This is a genomic window from Streptomyces prasinopilosus, assembly GCF_001419695.1.
Lineage (GTDB): Bacteria > Actinomycetota > Actinomycetes > Streptomycetales > Streptomycetaceae > Streptomyces > Streptomyces prasinopilosus.
Window position 1 is genome coordinate 1 of sequence record NZ_LIRG01000892.1, and the last position, 2,056, is coordinate 2,056.

Here is a 2,056-nt window from a genome sequence, read left to right on the forward strand (position 1 = left end):
CGCCCCGGCCGGCCCGCCCGCCGGCCGTACCGCCGCACCCGGCCGCACCGGTGCCGCGTCCCGCGCGCGACGACGCGTGGGGCCCGGCCTCGCGTACGGGCGCCGGCGAGCGGTACGGCTCCTGGCGGGCCCCGGCCGCGTACCCCGACCCGGACGTCCCCGACCCCGCGTCCTCCTGGAACGCTCCCACGGCACCCGGCGGCGCCCCCGGCTCCGGCCGGCCGGTCGTGACCTTCGCGCGGCCCGAGGGGTACGACGAGAACGCCCGCCCGTACCCGCTCGGCCGGCGGGGCCGCTCCCAGGTCGTGGCCGCCGCGGTCTGCCTCGTCCTCGGCGTGGGACTGATCGGCGGCGCCACCGCCGGGAGCTGGCTCACCGGGGACTCCGGCGGGAAGGGCGCCGACAGCGCCTTCGCCGCCGCCGCGGACCTGTGGCACAACCTCCCTGTCGACGAGCTGTTCCCGCCCACCGTCCGGGGCGAGGGCGCCGGCCCCGGCGACGCCGACCGCGCATGGACCCGGATCGCCGTGGCCCCGGACGGCGACTGCGATGACGCCTTCGACCCGCTGCTGCGCGGACTGCTCGTCCCCCTCGGCTGCGAACGCCTGCTGCGCGCCACCTACACCGACGCCACCCAGAGCCACGTCACCACCGTCGGCCTGCTGTTCACCGAGGCCGACGCCGCCGGCATGGCCTCCCTCGCCGGCCGCTTCGACAGGGAACGCCTGGACCGCCGCACCGATCTGGTGCCCCGTCCGTACGCGGCGAAGGGCACCGCGGCCGCGGGCTTCGGCACCGGGCAGCGTGCCGCCTGGGCGATCTCCGTCCTCACCGACGCCCCCGTCGTCGTCTACGCCGTGTCCGGCTGGGCCGACGGCCGCGGCGTCGAGACCCCGCTGCCCGCCGAGGACGCCATGAAGCCCGGCGCCACCACCGCCCCCGCCCAGGCGGGACTCGGCCACGAGGCGCGGGGCCTCGCCGACCGGGTCGAACGCGGCCTGCGCAAGAACGTCGGTACGGCCACGGAGCAACCGTCATGAGGCCCACGACCGCCCGAGCCGCCCTGAGCGTCCTGCTGGCCGCCGGCCTCGCCCTGCTCCCCGCCACCGCCGCCCACGCGGACAGCATCCGCGACCGGCAGTGGGGCCTGGACGCCCTGCACACCCAGGAGGTCTGGCGCACCACGCGGGGCGCGGGCGTCACCGTCGCCGTCCTGGACACCGGGGTCGACGCCGAGCACCCCGACCTCGCCGGCAACGTCCTGGCGGGAAAGGACCTGGTCGGCTTCGGAGCCGAGGCCGGAGACCGCTCCTGGGCCCGGCACGGCACCGCCATGGCCGGCATCATCGCGGGCCACGGGCACGGCGCCGGGAACGGCGAGGGCGTCCTGGGCATCGCGCCCGAGGCGAAGATCCTCCCCGTCCGCGTGATCCTGGAGGACGGCGACCCCTCCCGCGCCGAGGCCCGCAGCACCCGCGGCAACGCCCTCGCCGAGGGCATCCGCTGGGCCGCCGACCACGGCGCCGACGTCATCAACCTCTCCCTCGGCGACGACTCCGCCTCCGCGCACCCCGAGTCCGGCGAGGACGAGGCCATCCAGTACGCCCTCCGCAAGGGCGTGGCCGTCGTCGCCTCCGCCGGCAACGGCGGCGAGAAGGGCGACCGCGTCTCCTACCCGGCCGCCTACCCGGGCGTCATCGCCGTCACCGCCGTCGACCGCTACGGCACCCGCGCCCCGTTCTCCACCCGGCGCTGGTACGCCACGGTCAGCGCCCCCGGCGTCGACGTGATCATCGCCGACCCCGACCGCAGGTACTACGAGGGCTGGGGCACCAGCGCCGCCGCCGCGTTCGTCTCCGGCGCCGTCGCCCTGGTCAGGGCGGCCCACCCCGGGCTGACCCCGGCCCAGCTCAAGAGCCTCCTGGAGGACACCGCCCGCAACGCCCCCGCCGACGGCCGCGACGACTCCCGCGGCTTCGGCCTCGTCGACCCGGCCGCCGCCATCGAGGCCGCCGCCCGGCTGGAGCCCGGGGGCCTGGAGCCGGCGGCCCACGGC

At 78.1% G+C, this 2,056-nt stretch carries 2 protein-coding genes; both read left to right on the plus strand.

Annotation, left to right across the window (positions count from 1 at the left end; genetic code table 11):
• Positions 1-1,040: hypothetical protein (locus tag AOK18_RS28090; RefSeq protein WP_420865653.1), on the plus strand; the 1,040-nt coding region annotated here is incomplete at its 5' end.
• Positions 1,037-2,056 (plus strand): type VII secretion-associated serine protease mycosin (gene mycP / locus AOK18_RS28095; RefSeq protein ID WP_055696147.1); only part of this gene is annotated, 1,020 nt, incomplete at its 3' end. The genes AOK18_RS28090 and mycP, both read left to right, overlap by 4 nt.